The organism is Mobilibacterium timonense (assembly GCF_900155555.1).
In the GTDB taxonomy this organism is placed as follows: domain Bacteria; phylum Bacillota; class Clostridia; order Peptostreptococcales; family Anaerovoracaceae; genus Allobaileyella; species Allobaileyella timonense.
The window spans coordinates 298,812-320,937 of record NZ_FUHN01000006.1; the positions used below are offsets into that span (position 1 = coordinate 298,812).

Annotated in this window: 16 protein-coding genes; 12 read left to right on the forward strand and 4 right to left on the reverse strand. The window is 54.7% G+C overall.

Annotated features, from left to right (window positions below):
* Window positions 1-37: 37 nt before the first annotated feature.
* From BQ7382_RS02290 to BQ7382_RS02300, 3 genes are read left to right on the forward strand one after another with little or no spacing between them, the layout of a single operon-like run.
* Window positions 38-1,132, forward strand: coding sequence for a DUF917 domain-containing protein (locus BQ7382_RS02290; RefSeq protein ID WP_077390516.1), 1,095 nt, complete (start codon window positions 38-40; stop codon window positions 1,130-1,132).
* Window positions 1,132-2,688 carry a hydantoinase/oxoprolinase family protein gene (locus tag BQ7382_RS02295; protein ID WP_077390517.1) on the forward strand — a complete coding sequence of 519 codons (1,557 nt, stop codon included), beginning with the start codon at window positions 1,132-1,134 and terminating at the stop codon, window positions 2,686-2,688. Before BQ7382_RS02290 ends, BQ7382_RS02295 begins: the two co-directional genes overlap by 1 nt.
* Before the next feature lie 50 nt (window positions 2,689-2,738).
* The gene (locus tag BQ7382_RS02300; RefSeq protein ID WP_077390518.1) at window positions 2,739-4,016 is read left to right on the forward strand and encodes a Sapep family Mn(2+)-dependent dipeptidase; all 1,278 of its coding nucleotides are present in this window, start codon (window positions 2,739-2,741) and stop codon (window positions 4,014-4,016) included.
* On the opposite strand, the gene BQ7382_RS02305 is transcribed toward BQ7382_RS02300, so the two are convergent.
* Window positions 3,980-4,861 (reverse strand): LysR family transcriptional regulator, encoded by an 882-nt coding sequence (locus tag BQ7382_RS02305; protein ID WP_077390519.1) that lies wholly within the window; start codon window positions 4,859-4,861, stop codon window positions 3,980-3,982. The genes BQ7382_RS02300 and BQ7382_RS02305 overlap by 37 nt on opposite strands.
* Before the next feature lie 161 nt (window positions 4,862-5,022).
* On the opposite strand from BQ7382_RS02305, the gene BQ7382_RS02310 reads away from it, so the two are divergent.
* From BQ7382_RS02310 to BQ7382_RS02320, 3 genes are all read left to right on the forward strand, one after another.
* The gene (locus BQ7382_RS02310) at window positions 5,023-6,075 is read left to right on the forward strand and encodes a YeiH family protein (RefSeq protein ID WP_077390520.1); all 1,053 of its coding nucleotides are present in this window, start codon (window positions 5,023-5,025) and stop codon (window positions 6,073-6,075) included.
* A gap of 129 nt (window positions 6,076-6,204) precedes the next feature.
* Window positions 6,205-7,926: an ABC transporter ATP-binding protein gene (locus BQ7382_RS02315; protein ID WP_077390521.1), complete on the forward strand. Its 1,722-nt coding sequence runs from the start codon at window positions 6,205-6,207 to the stop codon at window positions 7,924-7,926.
* A 282-nt stretch (window positions 7,927-8,208) separates the two neighbouring features.
* Entirely contained in the window at window positions 8,209-9,420 is a 1,212-nt protein-coding gene (locus BQ7382_RS02320) for an ATP-binding protein (protein WP_077390522.1), read from the forward strand.
* 51 nt (window positions 9,421-9,471) lie between these two features.
* Here BQ7382_RS02320 and BQ7382_RS02325 read toward each other — a convergent pair whose 3' ends face one another.
* Window positions 9,472-10,692, reverse strand: coding sequence for a cation:proton antiporter (locus tag BQ7382_RS02325; RefSeq protein ID WP_235847918.1), 1,221 nt, complete (start codon window positions 10,690-10,692; stop codon window positions 9,472-9,474).
* Window positions 10,693-10,714: 22 nt separating this feature from the next.
* Complete coding sequence (locus BQ7382_RS02330; RefSeq protein WP_159437202.1) at window positions 10,715-11,344, reverse strand: TetR/AcrR family transcriptional regulator; 630 nt, start codon at window positions 11,342-11,344, stop codon at window positions 10,715-10,717.
* Window positions 11,345-11,536: 192 nt separating this feature from the next.
* Between BQ7382_RS02330 and BQ7382_RS02335 the strand changes: the two genes are divergently transcribed.
* Window positions 11,537-11,914 carry a desulfoferrodoxin family protein gene (locus tag BQ7382_RS02335; protein WP_077390525.1) on the forward strand — a complete coding sequence of 126 codons (378 nt, stop codon included), beginning with the start codon at window positions 11,537-11,539 and terminating at the stop codon, window positions 11,912-11,914.
* A gap of 190 nt (window positions 11,915-12,104) precedes the next feature.
* Here the strand turns inward: BQ7382_RS02335 and BQ7382_RS02340 are convergent, their stop codons facing one another.
* Window positions 12,105-13,070, reverse strand: a complete 966-nt coding sequence (locus tag BQ7382_RS02340; protein WP_077390526.1) for a 3-hydroxyacyl-CoA dehydrogenase — start codon at window positions 13,068-13,070, stop codon at window positions 12,105-12,107.
* A gap of 303 nt (window positions 13,071-13,373) precedes the next feature.
* Here BQ7382_RS02340 and BQ7382_RS02345 point away from each other — a divergent pair, with 303 nt between their 5' ends.
* From BQ7382_RS02345 to BQ7382_RS02365, 5 genes are all read left to right on the forward strand, one after another.
* Window positions 13,374-13,751, forward strand: coding sequence for an AIM24 family protein (locus BQ7382_RS02345; RefSeq protein WP_077390527.1), 378 nt, complete (start codon window positions 13,374-13,376; stop codon window positions 13,749-13,751).
* 865 nt (window positions 13,752-14,616) lie between these two features.
* Window positions 14,617-16,221 carry a DUF438 domain-containing protein gene (locus BQ7382_RS02350; protein ID WP_077390528.1) on the forward strand — a complete coding sequence of 535 codons (1,605 nt, stop codon included), beginning with the start codon at window positions 14,617-14,619 and terminating at the stop codon, window positions 16,219-16,221.
* A 222-nt stretch (window positions 16,222-16,443) separates the two neighbouring features.
* On the forward strand, window positions 16,444-19,071 hold the full coding sequence (locus BQ7382_RS02355; RefSeq protein ID WP_077390529.1) for a glycoside hydrolase family 2 protein: 2,628 nt from the start codon (window positions 16,444-16,446) through the stop codon (window positions 19,069-19,071).
* 69 nt (window positions 19,072-19,140) lie between these two features.
* Complete coding sequence (locus BQ7382_RS02360; RefSeq protein WP_077390530.1) at window positions 19,141-20,646, forward strand: DUF6937 domain-containing protein; 1,506 nt, start codon at window positions 19,141-19,143, stop codon at window positions 20,644-20,646.
* A 24-nt stretch (window positions 20,647-20,670) separates the two neighbouring features.
* Entirely contained in the window at window positions 20,671-22,125 is a 1,455-nt protein-coding gene (locus tag BQ7382_RS02365; protein WP_077390531.1) for a glycoside-pentoside-hexuronide (GPH):cation symporter, read from the forward strand.
* The last annotated feature ends 1 nt before the right edge of the window (window position 22,126 follow it).

Below are 22,126 nucleotides of genomic sequence, written 5' to 3' on the forward strand. Positions count from 1 at the left end.
TTTTTAAACCGTTTTTTCAGCAGAAAGGAGACAGGAAATGCGTAAGCTTGGGATCCAGGAGATCCAGGACATAGCTAGAGGAGCTGCCCTTCTCGGGGCAGGCGGAGGAGGAGATCCTTATCTTGGAAAGCTGGTGGCCATCGGCGCCATCAACGAGTGCGGGCCGGTGACCCTTCTGGATCCAGAGGAGGTGCCGGACGACGCCCTCATAGTTCCGTTTGCCATGATGGGGGCGCCTACCGTCCTCAGCGAGAAGGGAATAGGAGGAGAGGAATATAAAGCGCTCTTCGACCTCGTGGAGAATCACGAGGGAAAAAAGATCTTCGCCACCATGCCGATGGAGGCGGGCGGCCTGAACTCCATGTTCCCTATCGCGGCCGCAGCGAGGCTGGGGCTCCCGATGGTGGACTGCGACGGCATGGGAAGAGCCTTTCCTGAGCTCCAGATGGTGACCTTCACCATCGGAGGGATCAAGAGCTCTCCGGTGGGACTCGCTGACGAAAAAGGAAACACCGTGATCTTCGACACCATCACCAACAAGTGGTCCGAGGAGCTGGCGAGATCCGTGGTCATGAGCTGCGGCGGTTCCGTCGCCGTGACGCTCTACAACATGACCGGAAAGCAGATGAAGGAATACGGAGTCAAGGGCATCGTGACCAGGAGCGAGAAGCTGGGCGCTGCCATGAGGAACGTGAAGAACGTCACCGACAAGACCCCGGAAGAGGCCTTCCTGGAATTCACAGAAGGTATAAGGCTTTTCAAGGGAAAGATCACCGACGTCCGCAGAGAGACCAGAGGCGCCTTCAACTTCGGCAAGGTAGTAGTGGACGGCATCGACGATTGCAAGGGCAGGAGCGCCTATGTGGAGTTCCAGAACGAGAACCTGGCCGCCGTCGTGGACGGAGAGATAGTGGCCACGACTCCAGACCTCATCTCGCTGGTGGACACGGAGACCTTTACTCCTGTGCCTACAGACGCCCTCAAGTACGGCAAGAGGGTCCTGATCGTGGGCCTCAAGTGTTATGATCTGTGGCGCTCGAAGCAGGGCCTCGACCTCGTCGGGCCGAGGTACTTCGGGCTGGATACGGACTACGTGCCTGTGGAAGTCAGAGGAAAAGGAGGTATCCGGTAATGTACAAGCTTGGAATAGATGTAGGCGGCACCAATACGGATGCCGTGATCATAGATGAGAATTACAACGTTGTTGCGAGTGTAAAGAACCCTACGTCCGGTGATGTCTACGAGGGCATCGTCGGGGCAGTTCAGAAGGTCCTGAATGAGTCCGGCGTCGACAGGAAGCAGATCGGCCAGGCGATGCTGGGCACAACCCAGTGCACCAACGCCATAGTCGAGAGAAAGAACCTGGCGAAGATCGGCTTCATGAGGATAGGAGCCCCTGCGTCCTGCGGCATCCTTCCGATGGTCGACTGGTCCGACGACATCAAGGCCGTCTGCGAAAAGGCCGTTATCATCCGCGGAGGCTTCGAGTTCGACGGCCGCGAGCTGGCGCCGCTGGACGAGGATGCCTGCAGGGACTTCTGCCAGGAGATGAAGGAAAAGGGTGTGCGGTCCATCGCCATCTCCGGCGTGTTCTCCACGATAAGGAATGACAATGAGCTCCGTGCCGCGGAAATAGCGAGAGAAGTACTGGGCGATGACGTCCACGTCTCCATCTCCAGCGAGATCGGCTCCATGGGCCTCGTGGAAAGGGAGAATGCCACGATCCTCAACGCCGCTCTCTGTCAGGTGGCGGAGAAGTTCACCGACGGCTTTGCAAAGAGCATCGCTCACGAGGGAATAGAAAACGCTAAGATCTACCTTTCCCAGAACGATGGCACCCTTATGACCATGGAATACGCGAGAAGATATCCTATCCTCACGGTCGCCTGCGGCCCGACGAACTCCATCAGGGGCGCCAGCTACCTGAGCAAGGTCGCTAACGCTATCGTAGTAGACGTGGGAGGCACCACCACGGATGTCGGTGTCATCCAGAACGAGTTCCCGCGTGAGTCCAGCGTCGCCGTTACCATCGGAGGCGTGAGGACCAACTTCAGGATGCCTGACGTCATGTCCATCGGACTAGGAGGCGGCTCCATCGTAAGAGAGCATGAGGACGGCTCCGTGACGGTCGGGCCTGATTCCGTGGGTTACGAGATAACCAGCAAGGCTATGGTGTTCGGCGGCGACGTGATGACGGCCACAGACGTGGCGGTCAGAACTGGAAAGGCCAAGGTGGGAGATCCTTCCCTGGTGGAGAGCATCCCTCTCGAGCTGGCGGAAAAGGCCATGTCGGTGATAAGGACCATGGCCGAGGACGCGGTGGACGCCATGAAGGTCTCCAGCGACGACAGCGATGTCATCCTCGTTGGAGGCGGATCCATCATCCTGCCTGACGAGCTGGCCGGCGCGTCAAGGACCATCAAGCCCGAGCATTTCGGATGTGCCAACGCCATAGGCTCAGCCATCTCCAAGGTGAGCGGCACCTACGAGACCCTGGTGGACTACGACGAGGTTCCGAGGGATGATGCCCTGGAAAAGGCAAAGCAGGCTGCCGCGGACATGGCGGCCGAGGCCGGTGCCGTGAGAGAGACCGTGGAGATAATCGATGTCGAAGATGTTCCACTTCAGTACTACCCTGGAAACACCAACCGTGTTAAAGTAAAAGCTGCAGGCGAACTGAGAGCCTGAAAGCAGCAAACTGAATAAACAGGAAAAGGGACGAAAAGGGGACTGAGAAAATGATCAACACACTGAAGGAAGTCGTTTCCATCGAGAGTGTCACCGACAGAGGGGAGGGCGGCTATCCTTATGGAAGCGGCCCTGCAAAGGCACTTGACTACATGCTGAAAAAAGCCGAAGAGCTCGGATTCAGGACGAAGAATGCCGATCACGAGTATGGCTACGCCGAGATCGGCCAGGGCGATGACATCATCGGGATCCTGGGGCACCTGGACGTGGTACCTGCGGGCAGCGGCTGGGATACCCCGGCATTTGAGGCCACGGAGAAAGACGGAAGGGTATACGGCAGGGGGACCATCGACGACAAGGGCCCGATGGTCGCCGCAATGTACGCCATGAAGGACATCCTGGATCAGGGGAAGCCCCTGAACAAGAGGATCAGGATGATCTTCGGCCAGACTGAGGAAAAGGGAGACTGGGACGACATCGAGGCTTACAAGGCCAACGAGGAGCTGCCGGTGTGCGGATTCACTCCCGATGCCATGTTCCCGGCGCTGTACGGGGAAAAGGGCATTCTTTTCGTGGAGATCGCCATGCCCCTGAAGGACAGCGGCCTCGAGGAAGCATCTGCGGGCAGCGCACCGAACGTGGTGCCGGCACTCTGTACTCTCAAGGTCGGTGGAGACACGATCGAGGGGACCGGCAAGTCCGCTCACGGCAGCACGCCGTGGAAAGGTGAGAACGCCATCGCCGACGCCGTTGAAAAAGCCGAAAGAGCAGGCAAAGCCGGAAAGTTCACAGAGATGTACTCAAAGCTCTTTTCCGGTAGCCACCACGGCGAGAAGTGCGGTGTACCGTTCGAGGATGAGGCCAGCGGAAAGATATCCGTGAATCCCGGTCTCCTGGAGTCCGAAGGTGAACAGGTGAGGCTGACTCTGGACATCCGGTATCCTGTCACTTATACGTCTGAGGATGTTTTTGAGGGGCTGAGAAAGACACTCGAGCCATACGGCGTTGAGATGAAGGTGGTCCACGACCTCCACCACGTGTACATGCCGAAGGAAGGCCCCGTGATGGACGCTCTTCTCGGCGCATACAGGGACGTGACGGGCGACATGTCGGAGCCGATAGTCATCGGAGGAGGCACCTACGCCAGAGGCATGGACAATATCGTTGCTTTCGGACCGGTGTACCCGGGGCAGGAGAGCGTGGAACACATCGCAAACGAATATGTCGGAATAGACCACATGAACGAGCTGAGGGAGATCTACAGGAGAGCACTGGAAAACCTTCTGAAGGATCAGGATTCCATCTCCCTGCAGATCTGCTCCAGGTGATCCGAATATATGCTGCCTTTTTCCCAGACGAAATCGAAGTCGTGGTACATGTGGAAATCTTCGAGTGGGATCTCTTTGAGGGTCCCCTTTTTGATTTCTTCTTCCGCGGCGATGCGGTAGAGGAAGGAGATGCCGCAGTCGTTCTCCAGGAGGCTGTTGATGGTGTGCATGTTGCCGACTTCCATTGAAGACCGGAAGTCGGAGACCCTGAGCCCCTGCACCGCCAGGTTCCTCTCGAGGATCTCCCTTGTGCCGGAGCCGGGCTCCCGGAGGATGATCCTCTCTTTTACCAGATCCTTCATGACGCGGACCTCTTTTTCTGCAAAGACGTGCCGGCTTGCGCAAACGCCCACGAATGGCTGTCGGCTGAAGGTGCGATGGGCGAACTTGTCCTCAGGATAATATCCCTCCACCAGGCCGAGGTCTATGGAGCCGGTCCTGAGCTCGGACAGGAGCTTTTCGGTGTTTCCGTAGACTACGCGGATGTTCCAGTCCGGGTGTTTTCTGAGCAGCCGGGCGAGAGGCTTTCCGATAGCGTATTCCCCGATGGTCATGGTGACTCCGAGGGACAGGGACAGGGCGTCTGTTTGGCAGGCCTTCATCTCACGCAGGATCCGGGCCTCATCGTTTTCCATGAGGAGGAGTCTGTCCCTGAAGATGTGCCCTTCGTCGGTGAGTGTCAGTTTGCGGTTTTCGTATTGGAAAAGGGAGACTCCGTACTCTTTCTCCAGGTAGCGGATGTGCTGGGAGACCGCGGGCTGTGTGATATGCAGCTCCTCCGCGGCCTTTGTGTAGTTCAGCGTCTGACATACCGTCAAAAACGTCTTTATCCTGTGATCCAGCATGTGCCCCTCCTTATAAATAAGCTAAATTTATTTAGCAATAAATAATCATAATTTTTACTTCTGATTGTTCTCCATTATACTACCATCGTGTGCAAAATCCACGCAGTAAACGCGCAAATGAAGTTTTAGCATAAAATGCAAATTAAGGAGAACCTATCGCAATGAACAGCTTCGTAAAAAAACACGCCTCAGGCATACTGCTGTGCGCCGCCATCGCCCTGCCGTCCTGGCTCCTGGGAAAAGTTTTTCCCATAGTAGGCGGTGCGGTGATCGGCATCATCGCAGGAATGGTCATCGCCCTGTTCTGGAACGACAAGAAAGGTTTTGACACGGGCATCCGATGGACCTCAAAGTACATCCTCCAGACCGCGGTGGTCCTCCTTGGATTCGGAATGGATCTGGGCGTGATCTTCGAGACCGGGCGTCAGTCCCTTCCCATAATAATCTGCACCATCACCACATCTCTGGTCATAGCGTGGAGCCTCCACCGTGCCCTGAAGATCCAGGGCAACACATCTGTGCTCATAGGCGTGGGGAGCTCCATCTGCGGCGGATCTGCCATCGCCGCCACAGCGCCGGTGATCGACGCGGACGACGACGAGGTGGCCCAGGCCATATCAGTCATCTTTTTCTTCAACGTACTCGCCGCCATACTGTTCCCTGTGCTGGGCCACGCCCTGGGCTTTTCCACGAACAGCGGAGACGCCTTCGGGATCTTCGCCGGGACCGCGGTGAACGACACGTCTTCTGTGACCGCAGCCGCATCCACCTGGGACAGCATGTGGGGCCTCGGGAATCAGACTCTGGACAAGGCCGTAACGGTGAAGCTCACCCGTACGCTGGCCATAATCCCGATCACGCTGGTACTTGCCATCGCTCAGGCGAGAAAACAGGAAAGGGAGTGCGAGGCCGACGGAAATAATAAGAGCAGCTTCAGCCTCAGGAGGGCCTTTCCGATGTTCATCCTGTATTTCGTGCTGGCGGCAGTCGTCACAACGGTCAGCATCGGGCTGGGCGCATCTCCGGCGGTGTTCGCACCCCTCAAGGAACTTTCAAAGTTTTTCATAGTGATGGCAATGGTGGCCGTGGGACTGAACAGTAACGTGGTAAAGCTGATCCGCTCCGGCGGGCGGCCGCTGATCCTCGGCGCCAGCTGCTGGGCGGGGATCACCGTAGTGAGCCTGCTGATGCAGCACGTAATGGACATCTGGTAGCTTTTTCCAGGAAAAAAGAGGATCTCGCCGTTCGGAATGTCCCGGCAACTGTGATAGAATATTGCGGCACCGGAAGGTATCAAAGAAAGACTTGATATAGATAACAGGACGAAAGGAAATCCGATCCACATGATAAAAACACTGGTCAAATACTTCAAACCCCACAGGAAGCTGTTCTTCCTGGACATGATATGCGCCGTGCTGGCGTCTCTCATCGAGCTGTCATTCCCGGTGATATCCAGGAAGGCCATGTACGACATGCTTCCGAACAAGGCGTTCCAGACTTTCTTTACCGTGATGGCCATCGTTGCAGTGGCATATGTCCTCAGGGCTGTGTGCTACTACGTCATGACCTACTGGGGACACACCTTCGGCATTCGCGTGGAGACCGACATGCGTGCCGACCTTTTCCGGCACCTCCAGACGCTCGACTTCGATTTCTACGACAGGAACCGCACGGGAAGCCTGATGAGCAGGCTGACGGGAGACCTTTTCGAGATAACCGAGCTGGCCCACCACGGCCCGGAGGACCTGCTGATCTCCACCCTCACCATCGTCGGCGCCCTGATCATGATGTTCACCATCGAGTGGAGGCTGGCGCTGGTGGTGTTCATCCTGCTGCCGATATTCATAGGAATAATAATGAAGCAGAGGACAAACCTCTCCACCACGTCAAAAAACGTCAAGGTCAGGCTTGCATCCATCAACTCCGATATCGAGTCCAGCCTTTCCGGCACTAAGACATCTAAGGCATTCGCCAACGAGGGCGTGGAGAGGGAACGATTCGACAACGTGAACAGCGGATACAGGAACTCCAAGAAGGATTTTTACAGAGCCATGGGCCTGTTCAACGCCTATCAGGAGTTTTTCATGGGCATTATGCCTGTGGTGGTCATCGCCTTCGGCGGATATCTCATAATGAAGGATGAGCTGAACTACATCGACCTGATCACATTCACATTGTACGTATCTGCTTTCGTCACACCTGTGAGAAAGCTGGCCCAGTTCGCCGAGGTCTTTGCGGGAGGGTACGCGGGCCTGCAGAGATTTTCGGAACTCATGGCCGTCGAGCCGACGGTCATAGAAAAAGATGACGCCGAGCCTCTCGTGGTGACCGAGGGAAAGATCGACTTCGACCACGTTTCCTTCGCCTACCAGAACGGCCAGCAGGTCCTCTCCAACATCGACCTCCACGTGACCGGGGGAGAGGTGACGGCGGTCGTCGGCACCACCGGCGGCGGCAAGACCACCCTGTGCCAGCTCATTCCGAGATTTTACGACGTGACTGCCGGTGACATCAGGATCGACGGCATGGACATCCGGGACGCCACTAAGGACTCCCTTCGCAGGGCCATCGGGATCGTACAGCAGGACGTTTTCATCTTTCCCGACACCATAATGGAAAACATCCGCTACGGCTGTCCGGAGGCTTCCGACGAGGACGTGGTGATGGCTGCGAGGGAAGCTGAGATCTACGACGACATCATGGAGATGGAGGATGGATTCCAGACCTACGTGGGCGAGCGGGGAGCAAGGTTGTCTGGGGGACAGAGGCAGAGGATAGCCATCGCCAGGATCTTCCTGAAAGATCCGAAGATACTGATCCTGGACGAGGCCACATCGGCCCTGGATACGGTCACCGAACAGAACATCCAGAAGAGGTTCGACCAGCTCATGAAGGGAAGGACTTCCTTCGTCATTGCTCACCGGCTGTCCACTGTTAAGAACGCCGACAGGATCGTGGTCATCGAAAAGGGCCACATCCAGGAGATGGGCACCGAAAAAGAACTCCTGGAGAAGAACGGAGTGTACGCGAAACTCAAGGAGACTCAGGAGCTTTTTGGAGAGTAGGCGGTCTTCAACTATATATGACAACAAACGCAGGGAAGGAGAAGACAATTTTGTCCTCTCCTTTTTTTCGGTCCGGACTGGCCCGTGATGAATACAGTTATCTGCTTACAAGAAGAAATGGATTGCAGTATATAATCTAAATTAACAGAACTGATAAGAAGTGTTGCGGTTATAAACCGAAATAATGTAGTATTATATTTATAAAATGTAATATAATCGCAACAATGATTGAAAATTTGCAATGATTGCGATAATATCTTAGCGAAAAAGGAGGTGGTGAACATGATTAGCAGACCGTTGTACACAGACAGGATCATGGCTTATGTTGATACTCCGTTTATCAAGGTGCTCACAGGTGTCCGCCGCTGCGGGAAGTCCACCATTCTGAAGCTGCTCATGGAAGAGCTTCAGCAGGGGCGTGGGATCCAGGCAGATCAGATCGTGTACATGAGATTCGATTCCATGGAATATGATGACATGACCGCGAAGGAGATGTTCGAGGCCGCTAAGGCCAGGCTGTGCGAGAACAAACGAACTTATCTTTTTCTCGATGAGGTCCAGGAGATCGAAGGCTGGGAGAAGGTCGTAAATTCGCTGGCCAGCGACTACGATGTCGACCTCTACGTGACAGGATCCAACTCCCGGATGATGTCCTCGGAGATCGCCACCTATCTGACGGGAAGATACGTTTCTTTTCACATTTTTACCCTGTCGTTCCAGGAGTGTCTGAACTTCAGAAGAGAATACTCGGAGACAGGAGATATATACAGGGAATTTGCAGATTACATAAGACTGGGGGGCTTTCCGGCCACACATCTGCAGGAATACTCTCAGGATGAGATATACACTATCGTTCGTGATATTTACAATTCCACGATCTTTTCTGACATCATCAGGAGAAACCAAATACGAAAGGTGGATCAGCTGGAACGTGTTGTCAAATTCACATTTTCCAATGTGGGGAATATTTTCTCGGCGAAATCCATCTCCGACTATCTCAAGTCGGAGCACAGAAAGATAGACAACGAGACTGTATACAGTTACCTGGAAAAACTGGAGAAAGCCTATCTCATTCACCGCTGTTCTAGATACGACTTGAAGGGAAAGGCAATCCTGAAAACTCAGGAGAAATTCTATCTTGCAGACACCGCTTTAAGATACTGCGTCCTTGGATACGACCCTGACAGCGTTGCATCCAGTCTGGAAAACGCTGTATATCTGGAGCTGCGCCGCCGGGGGTATGATGTGTATACTGGCATGACTCCAGGAGGAGAGGTGGACTTTATAGCCCAGCGCCAGGGCGAAAGGATCTATGTCCAGGTGACTCAGGAGATAGGCTCCGAAAAGACCCGCCGGAGAGAGTTCGACCGGCTCCTGGAGATACGGGACAACTACCCGAAATACGTCCTCAGGACAGACGAGTTTGCAGGAGGAAACTACCAGGGCATAAAGAGCATGCACGTAGCAGATTTTCTCCTGAGCAAAGAATATTAGTAAGGCGGCCAGCACGGGAGTTAAAGCTGTGGTAAGTATGTTGCAGCAAGCCTACTTTCTTATCTCCCCAGCCAGCCTGAATCCTTCCCTCGCGGCGATCACGGCGATGATCTCATTGACGACCGCTGCTGCGGCAATGGTCCCTCGTAGGATCTGGACCAGCTCAGGATAACCAGCCAGAGTGGCACAGGCTATCCCCGTGAAAACAAGAGACACCCCGGAGTGAGGAAGCAGGGTAAAGCCCAGATACTTCTGAACTGTCCGGGGCATTTTTGTTGCGGTGGAACCGATCCTTGCCCCGAAATACTTCCCTGCAGCCCTGGCCACGATGTACACCAGCGTGTATATCCCTGAACCCAGGATCAGGTGGAAATCCAGTGGCGCTCCCAGATTCACTATGGATATCAGCAGAGCCAGCCCCAGAACAGGGCTGTAGTACGAGGTGATCTGCTCCAGCTCTACATCCGATACCATGTTGGAGAATACAGTAGAGAAAACCACTCCGGTCATCATGTAGTTTTCAGGGACCATCGGTGCGACGAAGGTGTGAACTCCCCAGCACAGCAGATATGACGCGGTTATCCCGGAGAGCAGGCAGAACAGAACGCCCTTTTTTCCATGAAGCTTCCTCAGGGCCTTGCCGCAGACTACGCCTGGAAGGATCCCCTCCGCAACTGGGAGGAGCAGCATAACAGGGATCAGCGCCGCCGAGGATGAGGTGCCGGAAAAAATGTGGGCTGCCGCCGCGTTCACCGAGAAGAAAACGACTATGCCCACCACGTCGTCGAGCACGGCCATAGGGAGAAGGGTGTCGGTGACCGGACCCCTGGTGTGGAACTCCCGGACGATGGAGAGGGCCGGGGCAGGGGCTGTGGCCAGGGCGATGCTGCCCATGATGAGGCCCAGGAAAACAGGGACGTTTTCCATGCGGAATATGATCATGAACGCCGCGGACACCACCGCAAAGGTGCCCAGAGACTGGGTCAGTGTGGTTGCCATGAGGGCGCGGCCGAATTCACGGATCTTCCTCCAGACCAGTTCGGTACCCAGCATGAGGCCGAAGGCCACCTGCATCCAGTTGGTGATAACTATGTAGAACTGGTGATCCATGAGGTCCTGTGACATGATCTTAAGCCCGAATGGACCGAAGATCATCCCCGCGATGAGCCAGCCGAGGATGGCGGGGAGCCTGAGCTTCGATATAAGTTTTCCAAGAAGAGCTCCAAGGGCGAGCACGCACACCCACCCGAGGATCATTATTAACGTTGACATATCTTGACCTTCTTTCGGTATATTACTGTTTTCTGTTATCCGCGAGACCGTATATCATGATGTCCAGAAATTCCGGGACGCTTTTCTCGTGAAGAGCGATGCGCTCATCGACGCTCTTGTCCCGGACCGCAGCAGAGCTGAAATATTCGTTGAACATCTGTTGCATCAGGAGAAAATACCGCTCCCCCTGTTTCTCTGTGATGCCCTCTCGCAGCGGCAGCTGAGATAGCATTTTCCTGCAGACCCTGAGATTCTCGTCTTGCAGTGGGGCCAGGATGGAGGAGATCGTGTCGCGGAGATGTTCAGGAGGGTCAAGGAGGGCCTGGAAAAGGATGTGACTCTCCATCGGGTGAGCCTTCCCGAATTCCATACGGGTCTCCATCAGGAGGCTGACCGACTCGGTGCCAGAGTTGTCCGGGTGTTCGGAGTTTCTTCTTTCGATGGCGCCAAGAAGCATGTCCCGGCTGATCTTTACGCAACGCAGGTACAGGTCGTCTTTTCCCTCAAAATAATGGTATATCAGGCCTTTGTTTATCCCGGTGCGGCAGATGCTGCCAACCGTTCCACCCTCGTAGCCTTTGCTGCCGAACTCTTTCACAGCGGCGGCGATTATTTTTTCACGGGTGCGCTGAGAACGCTCTTCCTGCTTCATTCTGTGGTACCTCCAACTCTCGTTCAACAGATGTGAGGATAACATTTATTGACCGTACGGTCAATAAATGCGTGCGCTGAACACACAAAAAACACCCGCGGCCACCTGTTTCGTCGGCGATCATCGGTTATAATGAGAGAAAAGCCAGGGCGGGCGCTGCTCGTCCGCATGTATCCGGAGAGGAGGAGTATCATGCTGTTTTACAGATGCGAAGGATGCGGTAATTTTGTAACTTTTCTCGGAGAGAAGACCGTCTGTACGCCGAAGTGCTGCGGAGAGACTATGACCGAGCTGGTGCCTAACACCACCGATGCGGCCCAGGAAAAGCACGTGCCGGTAGTCGAGGTAGAGGGGAATACCGTTAAGGTCTCCGTCGGCTCAGTGGCACATCCGATGCTGGAAGAGCACTACATCCAGTTTATAATTCTCGAGACGAAACGGGGCTTCCAGAAGAAGGACCTTGCTCCCGGAGAGAAGCCTGAGGCGCAGTTCGCTCTGACAGACGGAGACCAGCCGGTTGCCGCATACGAGTACTGCAATCTGCACGGTCTGTGGAAGGCGGAGATCTAAGGGCACCGCGAATCAGCATCGCCCCCTGGGCCTGAGCCATGGACTTGGTTAAAAAACAAGAGGTCTTCCGCCTCGCCGTCAGTTGTGACGCTGCGAGGTGGAAGACCTCTTTCTATTGATACATGTGTCACTTATCACTCGCCGCACCAGCCGCCGCGACCAGCCGCACCAGCCTCGACCGCCCGCGATCCTAGTTACTGTACGAATAGAATCCTTTTCCTGCGTTGATACCTGTCTCGCCCTTGTCGATCTTTTCCTTCAAAAGGGTACCGATCTTGTGCATCGTGGATCCCTCTTTCTGGGCGTCAGGGTTCATGCTCACGATGTTGTACGCGGTCTCAAGACCCACGATGTCCAGGATCTTGAAAGGTCCCACAGGTGCACCCGTTCCCAGCTGCCAGGTCTTGTCGATGATCTCCGGGTCGGATACTCCGTTCGCCCACAGAGCTTCAGCGGCGTTGAGAAACGGCACCAGCATGGAGTTCAGAATGTATCCCGGCTGCTCCTTGTGGAGCTCCAGAGGAACCATGTTGATCTCGCTCGCGAACTCGACGGCCTTCTTGTAGCTCTCAGAGCTGGTGCCCTTGTGGCCCATGACCTCGGCGGTGTTGTTCTTCCAGATGGAGTTGGCGAAGTGGAGGGCCAGGTATCTGTCAGGCCTTCCCGTGTGCTCCGCGAACATGCTCGGGAGAAGAGTGGACGTGTTGGTCAGGAGCACGGTGTCCTGATCGAGGAGATCACGCATCTTCTCGTAGATGTCTATTTTGGCTTTCGGGTTCTCTGACATGGCCTCGATCACGATATCCGCTCCCTTCAGAGCCTCTTCCATGTCCAGAGTGATGTGAAGTAGAGACTGGAAGTTCTCCTTTGCCTGGTCCTCCAGGGCCTGGATATCCTCGGTGGTTGTGCCTTCCCACTTCCGGATCAGCCCCTTCGGGTACATGTACGCGCCCATCGGGTTTCCGATCAGTTTCTTGGACGCCTCGAGATCCGACATCATGGCTTCTTCGTATCCCTTCACCTTTGGCTCGGTCCTTCCGATGGAGCCCTCGCTCCTGAGCCAGATGGTGGTGTCGTGTCCTGTATATGCGCTCATGAGTGCGATCTGAGTTCCCAGAACGCCTCCGCCTATTATCGTTACCTTAGAAAATTTCATATCCCTATACCTCCAAAATGATCTGTTATGCTCTGTCGTTTGATAATGCTGAAGTTCAAATTCCTACTTCTTTAGTAGAGTATAACATGAAATGCTGTATGCACAACACTTTCTGATAGTGCACAATTAAAAATACAGAATTGGACCCTTCCCGTTTACGAAAAAAATGTTTTACACAGCCCGGCCTGTTTTATCCATTTTCGTTGTGATATCCTCAACAAGAAAGGTTATCGAAGAATCATCACATATCTGATGAGAGATGATGATCCTTCCGGGAGACCCGGGGCATGAGGGGACAGAAAAATGAAATACGAACTCACAGGAGATGCCGGATCCCAGCTGGCGAGGATCTTTCTCGGGCAGGGAGAGACCGTCAAGATCGAAAACGGATCGATGGTCTACATGCAGGATGTCACGCTTGAAGGAAAGTTCAACAGCGGGAAGAAGGGCCTCGGCGGTCTGATCGGAGCTATTGGAAAAAGCCTCACCAGCGGCGAGAGCATGTTTATCACGAATGCCACGGGAACGGCTCCGGACGGAGTGGTGGCGATCGCGCCGGCTGTTCCTGGAAAAATAACTTTGCTTGAGGTGGGTGCGCGCCAGTACCGGCTGAACGACGGCGCGTTCTTCGCCTGCGATGAGTCCATCAGCTACAACATGGAGAGGCAGAAGGTCAGCTAATACAGCGTTGGGTAGGTTTCAATCGAAGTCATAAATATAACGTTGGCGAGATTCCGATCGAAGACATTCGAATCATATATTACAATGAATGTCAATATACAGTTCTGGAGAATTTCTAATGATTCAAGGAGTACAGATACATGGATATTTATGCAAAATAATAATTCCACTCTACATGCCTCTTTTTCGGCGTATCCCCTGGAAAATATTAGAGTAGTTGAGCTGCGGCGATTCAGGAATTTTAAAGGGGTCTCATTGTCTGGTCTCAACGGCGTAGATAACTGCTCCAATGTGACCATGTCGTGTGACTTTTCTGGAACAGACAAGGCCAGAAGTCATATTATGCGAATAAATATGTAAAATAGGCATAAAAAAATACAGGATTGTTTGGCAATGTACTTTTTCTCAGGACTGAGCGGTATAATTTTTCCGGGGGATACGCCGAAAAACACGTCTTTTACTGGAAAATGGATCCACTCAAGAAATCAAGAAGCCAATTTCCTGCAACTAAAGGTCTCACAGCACTCGAACAGCAACATCTCCGCGTATAGTGTGAGACTCGATTTATACCTGAAGTCTCACGACTCGCGAATAGCCATATTCCCTTGTGCCGTGTGAGACCTGGCCGCGCGATTTGCGGCGAGACCTGTTCGAGCGCGCCGCCGCATCCAGCCTCCAGGGATCTAAAAAACCGAGATCAATAAAAAAGATTAGCCCGATCTAACTATTTGGTTGTTAATCCAACGTATTTTTCTTCCCTTCCGGATATAATTGAACCGTAAGCAAGAGAGCAAAGCAGACAAAGCGAACGAAACAAGATAAGACGCTTTTTCGAAGCAAAATATATGAGCAGGAGGAAACTGACATGGCAAAGAAGATAGATCTCAACAAGACCGTATACGAGCTGGTAAATGAATATCCCGAGCTGGTGGACATCATGGCGGGGCTGGGTTTCACGGAGATAACCAAGAAACCGGTACTCAATTCCGTTGGCAAGATGATGACCATCCCTAAGGGAGCCAAGATGAAGGGCATCTCCATGATGGACGTGGTGACCGCGTTCATTTCCAATGGCTTCGAGCTGGTGGGAGAGATGCCTGCAGTCGCATTCCCGGGTGCCGGGGCTGAGAAGCCGGCAGCAGCTTCCGCAGCAAGCGCTGAAAAGTCTGTGAACGAGGAACCTGTCGAAGTCGAGGAAGCTGCGTCTTCGACTCAGCCCGTTGCAGATAACAAAGAGGCGGAGCGCAGAACCCTCCTCAAGTCATACCTGGAAAGGCTCAGAGACGGAGAGGATCTGGAGACGGTCCGCGCGGACTTCGTGGAAAACTTCAGCGGCGTCGATGCCTCAGAGATCATGGCCGCAGAACAGGAAATGATGAAGGAGGGGACTCCTATAACAGAGGTCCAGAGACTCTGCGACATACATTCAGCCCTTTTCCACGGAGCCACGAGAGAAGAGAAGATAGCCAATGCCGAGAAGGCCGTCCAGGAGGAGATGATCAGAAAGAGAGCCCAGGAGGAGCTTGCCCACAGGGACTCCTATCCTAAGAAGGTCTACTCCGACAAGAACCAGAAGGCTGCGGCGCTGGAGGCGGTCAAAGGCCACCCGCTGTATACTTTCACAAAGGAGAACGATGCGCTCGCCGCACTCCTGGAGGAGTACAAAGAAAACGGGACGGACGAGCTTTTCCAAACGCTGCGCCAGATATCGATCCACTACGCCAAGAAGGGCGACCTGCTCTACCCGCTGCTGAAGGTGAAGTACGGCATCACCGGGCCTTCCGACGTTATGTGGACCGTGGATGACGAGATCCGCGACGAGATGGGCGACCTGGAAAAGGAGACTCAGCGCGGCGACGAGTGGAAGCAGCGCGTCGAGGCCGTGCTGAAGCGCGCCGACGAGATGATCTACAAGGAACAGAACATCCTTTTTCCTATATGCGCGGTGAACTTCACCGAGGAAGAATGGTACGGGATCTACCGCGATTCCAAGGACTACGCTGACAGCTTCGGCGTGAAAAACGAGACCTGGGACGAGGCCGAGGATCACGTGACCGCGGCTGCAGCGCCGGCAAAGGCGGGGGCCGGCGAGGTGGTGATGCCTGGCGGCCACATGACCGTAGAGCAGCTCACCGCCCTCCTGAACACCATTCCGGGAGAGATAACCTTCGTGGATGCGGACGATATCAACCGCTTTTTCGACGAGGGACCAAAGGTCTTCAAGCGACCGGGAATGGCCATAGACAGGAAAGTGTTCTCCTGCCATCCGCCTAAGGTGGAGCCGCTGGTGCGCTCGATAATCGACGGTTTCCGCAATGGGACGAGCGACGTCGTTCCGGTGTGGATGGAAAAGGGCGGCCGCACAATGCTGGTGAGATACATGGCGGTGAGAGACCGCGACGGCAAGTACCTGGGAACTCTGGAGTTCGTGGAGGACATGGAGTTTGCCAAGGAGCATTTCCTGGGATAGCTGCAGGGAGATCACCTCGAATATTCCAATAACAAATCTATAAGCCTCTGATCGGTGCTCTGGCGCCCGGCTGTACTGGCCGGGTACCGGGGCACTTTTTATGTGTGGTTTTGTGGGGCGGGCGGAAAAAAGATCTCGTTGACTGAGCGAAGGATCATTTCTCGTGTATAATTAACGCAGTTGTGTGACTTCAGGTCAGGAGAAAGAAAGGCGGATGTGTGTATGTGTTCGAGCGAAAGCCTGAGCAGAAGACTTTACATAAACGACGGATGGGAGTTCACCGAGAGTTGGACGGACGACTTCGGCGGAGTGACGGCGGATACGGAAGCCCATTCAGGTGGAGGCGCTGCAGAGGATCGTGATCAGGACGCGTCCATCCAGTCCGTCCGCCTGCCTCACACCTGCAGGGTCACTCCCTACGACTATTTCGACGAGAGCATTTATCAGATGGTGTGCGGCTACCGCCGCGTCATCGAGGTGCCGGAGGCGGGTGTGCCAGATGGAAAAAGGGTTTTTCTCGTCGTGGAGGCCGCAGGGCATTCCGCAGACGTGTTCGTGAACGGCAGACTGGCAGGCGGGCATCGCTGTGGTTATACGGCTTTTGAAGTGGAACTCACGGAATTTCTGAGACCGGGGGAAAACATGCTCGCCATTCGGGTGGATTCCCGGGAGCAGCAGAACATCCCGCCTTTTGGCTACGTGATGGACTACATGACATACGGAGGTCTGTACAGAGGCGTTTATCTCGAGGTGACAGGAGAGGCCCGGATGAAGGACGTCTTTGTGGCGCCGCAGGTGGCCGTCGATGAAAAGCTCCTGGAGGGCTGGAAGGGCGGCAGCGCCCGGGAGGCGCTCGGGGAGCTGAGACCCGGAGGAGAGATCCGCACCGGGTTCATCCTTGATGCTCCTGAAAGACCCGGCTGCAGCCATGCGGAAGACGAGTCCGCGAGGTTGTTTCTGAGGCAGCAGGTGTTTCCGTATAAAAGAGAAGGATCACGGGAGCCGCCGGTATTGGAAAAAGAAATGTCCCTTGCGGAGTGTTCGGTCGAGCAGACGGAGATCGGCGGGGCTCCGGAGAATAAATATTCATTCACTGTTAGCGTGGGTGAGGTGAGGCTCTGGGACGTGGATTCCCCCGAGCTGTACACCGTCGTCACCGAGCTTTTCAGTCGTAACGGCGACGGCAGTCCCGTAATTCTGGATCGATGCACCGTGACAGCAGGCTTCCGCAGGTCGGAATTCAGGGCCGACGGCTACTACCTGAACGGCAGGAGACTCCAGATAACGGGTTTGAACAGGCATCAGAGCTGGCCATATGTTGGTTACGCCATGCCGGAGTCTCAGCAGAAGCTGGACGCGGACATACTGAAGAACGAGCTTGGTGTGAACGCGGTACGCACATCTCACTACCCTCAGTCACAGAGCTTTTGCCGGAGATGCGACGAGCTGGGACTGCTCGTCTTCACGGAGATCCCCGGCTGGCAGCACATAGGGAATGAGATCTGGAAGGATCAAGCCGTGCAGAACACCAGGGACATGGTCGTCCAGTACAGGAACCACCCTTCGGTGATACTGTGGGGAGTGCGCATAAACGAATCGCTGGACGACGATGACCTGTATTCCCGGACCAATGACATCGCCAGGGAACTGGACGACACCAGGCCTACAGGCGGAGTGAGATACCTGAAGAAGAGCAGCTTCCTGGAGGATGTGTACACCTACAACGATTTCCTCCACGATGGCAGTAACGCCGGATGCGAGAAAAAGCGCAGCGTCACATCCGACATGAACAAAGCGTATATAATAAGCGAATACAACGGACACATGTATCCGACGAAGACCTTCGACAGCGAGGCTCACATGAGGGAGCACATGCTCCGCCACGCAAGGGTGCTGAACGACTCAGTGGCTCATGGAGACATAGCCGGGACCTTCGGCTGGTGCATGTTCGATTACAACACGCACAAGGATTTCGGAAGCGGGGATCGCATCTGTTACCACGGCGTCATGGACATGTACAGGAACCCAAAGCTGGCTGCAAGCATTTACGCCGCACAGCAGGAGGAATTCCCTGTCCTGGAGATAAGCTCCACCATGGACATCGGAGAGCATCCCGCGAGCAACCCGGGCAAGATATACATCGTCACCAATGCAGACGAAGTCCGGATGTACCGCGGTGACGAATACCTCAAGAGCTATTTCCCCGGGGATTCTCATTATAAGCACCTTGCCCATGGGCCGATCCTGATCGACGATTACATCGGGAGCAGGATGGGCCGTGAAGAGCACTTCACGGAAAAGCAGGAGCGCGACGTGAAAAAGATCCTTAACCATGCGGCAGTTTACGGCTACGGCAGCATTCCTGTGAGCAGCCTTGCGGCGGGCGTCAGGCTGATGCTCCGGTACAACATGAAGCCCGGAGACGGATACATGCTTTTCAACAAATACGTCGGGAACTGGGGCGGAGAGGCTTCGGGTTACCGTTTTGATGCGGTGAAGGACGGGAAGGTCGTGAAGACCATCGTGAAGAGGCCCGTCCAGGCCGTTCATCTCCACGCCGCACCCGATCACTTGACTCTGACAGAAGGGAGCAGCTACGACGTGGCGTCCGTCAGGATCGAGATGAGAGACCAGGACGAGAACAGGCTTCCGTTTTACATGGGGTCCGTGACACTTAAGACCCGTGGGCCTATAGAGATACTGGGCCCTGAGACCGCTCAGCTACGTGGTGGCTGCGGCGGCACTTACGTCAGGACCACGGGAGAGCCGGGAGAGGCAGCACTCATCATGGAGAACGAACAGGCAGAGGATGCGATCTGCCGGTTCAGGATAGACCGGCAAGATAGATGATCGAGATAGACAAGCAGGATCGGCAAACAAGACTAAAGAGCATGATCTGCAAAACAGAAAGGAAAGAAAATGACTGAGGGGAAGATCGACAGGGCCGCATCCATATTCGGCAATGTGATCAGCGCAAAAGACCACAGAAAGGCAGAAAGGTCCAAGAGTAAATTCATCCGCAGGTTCGGCGACGACAGTGGTGCGGATCATCCGGCGGTGGTGAGGAAAAATCCTTATATCGGCGATGCCCTGGGAGTCCGGGACATTCGTGTGGGCCAGGAGGAGGCCAGGAAGGTTCCCGTAAAGCAGAGAGAGGAGTTCGACAGAGAAAAGGGAGTGATAGTGGGGAACATCAGGATGGGATTCGGCCACTACCGCATATCCATGGCCATGGCCTCGGCCGCCAGCGCCCTGGGATACGTTCCATACTGGATGGATCTCAACTCTTTTCCCGAGACCACCTGCACCAAGGTGATATCCGCACAGAACGACCTCTATTCAAAAGGCTCAAGGATGTCCCAGAAGTCAAAGCTCTTCAACAGGCTGTTCTGGGAACCGATGAACTACGAGGGCTTCCGGAAGCTGAGCTACAACGCCTCAGACCAGAAGAACGCGGAGCTGATGGCGCCCGTTTTTCAGAACGTCCCGAAGGATATCCCACTGATCGGCACCCATGTGTGGCCGGCTCAGGCCGCGATCCACGGAGGCATGAAATACGTTGTGAATGCGATCCCGGATAACTGGCCGATGGCTCTTCACCTGGCAGAGGGGAGCGTCCACACTATACAGACTCATCAGGCGTATCAGGGATACCGGATCCTGAACGGAATGAGAGGCGACGAGGTCCTGAAGCCGATGCCGGCAGACAGCCTCGTTTACACTGGACATTACGTGGATCACGAGCTCGTTTCAAATATCGAAGAAGACTGCCGGAAAAGGCTCCTCAGGAAGAAAAATGGAAAGCCCATGCGCTTTCTTCTCACCATCGGCGGTGCGGGCGCCCAGAAGGAGATCTTTGCAGGTATAATACGCTACCTGCTTCCGATGGTCCGGGAGGGCAGAGCCGCGCTTTACGTGAACGTGGGAGACTACAGGAACGTGTGGGATCAGCTGACTTCCGAGATACGCGGGCTCAAGGACATTTCGGTTGAGCATTTCAACAGCTGGGAGAACACCGAGAACTTTGCCGCCGGGGCACTGGACGGGGACGTGGAAGGCATCCACGCTTTCTGGCATGAGAACATCTTCCAGGCGGTGTACTGCACTAACCTGCTCATGAGGAGCTGCGACGTGCTGATCACAAAGCCGAGTGAGCTTTCGTTTTATCCGGTGCCTAAGCTGTTCATCCACAGGATCGGCGGCCACGAAAAGTGGGGTGCCATCCACTCCGCGGAGATCGGTGACGGGACGCTGGAGTGTCAGGACATTCCTCACGTGATACAGATGCTGGAGCTCTTCATGAACGATCCGGTGCTGCTGGAGGACATGTGCCACAACATAGTCAGGAATAAGGAAATAGGAATATACGATGGAGCATACGAAGCGGTGAAGCTGGCCATGAGACTGAAGGAAGACCGCAGATAGGATGCTGAGAAAGGAAGAAGTACGATGGACGAACAGAAGACACTGACCGGAAGAGAAAAGGCATCTTATGGTCTTGGAGCGGTGGGAAAGGACATGGTGTACATGCTTTCCGCCAGCTATGTTCTGTATTATTTTCAGGACGTCATGGGAGTCAGCGCATACGCGATGGCCGTGATACTGCTGGCGGCCCGTGTTTTTGACGCATTCAACGACCCGATCATGGGTATCATAGTGGCGAAGACCCGGACGAGGATGGGCAAATTCCGTCCGTGGCTGCTGATCGGGACCCTGACCAACTCAGTGGTCCTCTTCGCCATGTTCGCATGCCCGCCGTCACTTGATGGCCCGGGGCTGGTGGCCTATGCCGCCGTCTCCTATATCTTGTGGGGCGTTACCTACACCATGATGGACATACCTTTCTGGTCGATGATACCAGCCTTCACGAGAGGCGGAAAAGAAAGGGAAAACCTGTCGGCCATGGCCCGCTCCTGTTCGGGGGTCGGAGCGGCTATCGTGACGATACTGACCATGATCGCGGTACATGCACTGGGGACGAGGTTTGGCGGCACCACCGCGAACGAGATAGAGAGGCTCGGGTTCAAGTGGTTCTCGCTGATAATTGCAATATTGTTTTCTGTATTCATCATCATCACCTGCGTGAACGTCAAGGAGAAGTCGACGGTTTCCATGGAGACGGCAACCGTCAGGGAGATGTTCAGATCCCTTATCAGGAACGACCAGGCCATGGCCGTGGTGGTCACCATTGTCCTGGTGAACACAGCCATGTACATCACATCGAATCTGGTGATCTACTTCTTCAAGTACGACCTCGGAGGAACGGGCTGGTATAACGATTACACACTTTTTAATACAGTTGGAGGAGCGGCTCAGATACTGGCCATGATGCTCCTGTATCCTGTACTCAGGAGGGTGGCGAAGGTCACGAATACCGGTATCTTCTACATTGGCCTTGCCATGTCCGTGATCGGATACGTGATCCTGCTGGTGTTTGCGTCCTCCGGCGCCAAGACGCTCGCCTTTTTCCTGATCCCGGGGATCCTGATCATGGCGGCGTCGGGGATAAACAACGTCCTCACCACTGTGTTCCTTGCAAACACGGTGGACTACGGAGAGATCAGCAACCACAGGAGAGACGAGTCGGTCATCTTCTCCATGCAGACATTCGTAGTAAAGCTGGCGTCTGGTATAGCCGCCTTCATCGCATCCATCACTCTTGGAGTGCTGGATCTTTCGGACAGTGCCATCACCTCGTCACAGCAGACGGTGGACTTCGCTTCGGCGGTCTCCGTCTCCCAGAAAATGGGGCTTCGAATGGTGATGACGCTCCTGCCTATCGCCGGGCTGGTGGCGGCATTCTTCTGGTTCCGCAGGAGATATAAGCTCACGGACAAGAAGGTGGAAGAGCTGGCTCAGCAGGTGGCGGAGCTCCATGCAGGAGATACAGAACCGGAGGTGTAGA

Excerpts from the sequence above, each read along its gene's own strand:
- BQ7382_RS02290 (WP_077390516.1), top strand. The coding sequence starts at position 38 with ATGCGTAAGCTTGGGATCCAGGAGATCCAGGACATAGCTAGAGGAGCT.
- BQ7382_RS02295 (WP_077390517.1), top strand. The coding sequence starts at position 1,132 with ATGTACAAGCTTGGAATAGATGTAGGCGGCACCAATACGGATGCCGTG.
- BQ7382_RS02300 (WP_077390518.1), top strand. The coding sequence starts at position 2,739 with ATGATCAACACACTGAAGGAAGTCGTTTCCATCGAGAGTGTCACCGAC.
- BQ7382_RS02305 (WP_077390519.1), bottom strand. The coding sequence starts at position 4,861 with ATGCTGGATCACAGGATAAAGACGTTTTTGACGGTATGTCAGACGCTG.
- BQ7382_RS02310 (WP_077390520.1), top strand. The coding sequence starts at position 5,023 with ATGAACAGCTTCGTAAAAAAACACGCCTCAGGCATACTGCTGTGCGCC.
- BQ7382_RS02315 (WP_077390521.1), top strand. The coding sequence starts at position 6,205 with ATGATAAAAACACTGGTCAAATACTTCAAACCCCACAGGAAGCTGTTC.
- BQ7382_RS02320 (WP_077390522.1), top strand. The coding sequence starts at position 8,209 with ATGATTAGCAGACCGTTGTACACAGACAGGATCATGGCTTATGTTGAT.
- BQ7382_RS02325 (WP_235847918.1), bottom strand. The coding sequence starts at position 10,692 with ATGTCAACGTTAATAATGATCCTCGGGTGGGTGTGCGTGCTCGCCCTT.
- BQ7382_RS02330 (WP_159437202.1), bottom strand. The coding sequence starts at position 11,344 with ATGAAGCAGGAAGAGCGTTCTCAGCGCACCCGTGAAAAAATAATCGCC.
- BQ7382_RS02335 (WP_077390525.1), top strand. The coding sequence starts at position 11,537 with ATGCTGTTTTACAGATGCGAAGGATGCGGTAATTTTGTAACTTTTCTC.
- BQ7382_RS02340 (WP_077390526.1), bottom strand. The coding sequence starts at position 13,070 with ATGAAATTTTCTAAGGTAACGATAATAGGCGGAGGCGTTCTGGGAACT.
- BQ7382_RS02345 (WP_077390527.1), top strand. The coding sequence starts at position 13,374 with ATGAAATACGAACTCACAGGAGATGCCGGATCCCAGCTGGCGAGGATC.
- BQ7382_RS02350 (WP_077390528.1), top strand. The coding sequence starts at position 14,617 with ATGGCAAAGAAGATAGATCTCAACAAGACCGTATACGAGCTGGTAAAT.
- BQ7382_RS02355 (WP_077390529.1), top strand. The coding sequence starts at position 16,444 with ATGTGTTCGAGCGAAAGCCTGAGCAGAAGACTTTACATAAACGACGGA.
- BQ7382_RS02360 (WP_077390530.1), top strand. The coding sequence starts at position 19,141 with ATGACTGAGGGGAAGATCGACAGGGCCGCATCCATATTCGGCAATGTG.
- BQ7382_RS02365 (WP_077390531.1), top strand. The coding sequence starts at position 20,671 with ATGGACGAACAGAAGACACTGACCGGAAGAGAAAAGGCATCTTATGGT.